At 57.7% G+C, this 1,203-nt stretch carries 1 protein-coding gene; it reads left to right on the top strand.

From position 1 onward, the window contains the following. A partial coding sequence (locus tag NFS22_RS23590; protein ID WP_251320058.1) for a recombinase family protein occupies positions 1 to 1,203 on the top strand: 1,203 nt, incomplete at both ends.

Genomic DNA, 1,203 nt, shown 5'->3' with positions numbered 1-1,203 from the left:
GCTATCTACGCGAGACAGTCTGTGGACCGTAAAGACAGTATCAGCATTGAAAGCCAGATCGAGTTCTGCAAGTACGAGCTGCGGGGAGGGAATTTCAAGGACTACAAAGATAAAGGATTTTCCGGTAAGAACACGGACCGCCCCCGCTTCCAGGAGCTTATGGCCGACATCAAGCGGGGCCTGATCCGCCGGGTGGTGGTCTACAAGCTGGACCGTATCAGCCGTTCCATTCTGGACTTCGCAACCATGATGGAGCTGTTCCAGCAGTACAATGTGGAATTTGTTTCCTCTACGGAAAAGTTCGATACCTCCACCCCAATGGGCCGGGCCATGCTGAATATCTGTATCGTGTTCGCTCAGTTAGAGCGCGAGACGATCCAGAAGCGAGTGACCGACGCCTACTACTCCCGGTGTCAGCGGGGCTTCCACATGAGCGGCGCGGCCCCCTACGGCTTCAAGCTGGAGCCCACCACCATCCAGGGTATCCGCACGAAAATGATGATTCCGGACCCCGCCACGGCGAATATCGCCCGCCTGATGTTCGAGATGTACGCCGAACCGTCCACGTCGTTCGGAGACATCGCCCGGTACTTCGCCCAGGAGGGTATCCTGGTGTATGAAAAGGAATTACGCCGGGGCTTCATTTCTCAAATGCTCCGCAACCCGATTTACGCCCAGGCTGACCTGGAGCTGTACGAGTTTTTCAAGGGGCAGGGAGCCGTGGTGGTGAACGAGGCGGCGGACTTCGCCGGGACCAACGGCTGCTATCTCTACCAGGGCCGGGACGTGCAGGAACGAAAAAACAAGGAGCTGAAAAATCAGATCCTTGTACTGGCCCCCAGCGAGGGCATTGTTCCCGCCGATACCTGGCTGCGGTGCAGGAAAAAGCTGATGGCGAACATCACATTCCAGGGCGGGCGCAAACCGAAAAATACCTGGCTGGCCGGAAAGATGAAGTGCGGCCACTGTGGGCGGGCGCTGAAAAGCCTGGGCAACCGGGCGGGGACCCAATACCTCTATTGCACCAAGCGGGCAGACAATATGAGCTGCGAGGGCTGCGGGACGCTTCGGACGGCGGAGTTTGAGCAGTTTGTCTATGAGGCGATGGTACATAAGCTCTCCGAGTTTCAGACGTTGACCGCCAAGGCCGAGACAGTCAACCCCAGGCTGACCGCTTTGAATGTGGAGCTGGCCCAGGTGGAG

It is taken from the genome of Flintibacter muris (assembly GCF_943192995.1).
GTDB classification, from domain to species: Bacteria; Bacillota; Clostridia; order Oscillospirales; family Oscillospiraceae; genus Lawsonibacter; species Lawsonibacter muris.
The sequence above is the reverse complement of the archived record's forward strand: the minus strand, read 5'-3'. Positions and strand labels throughout refer to the sequence as shown.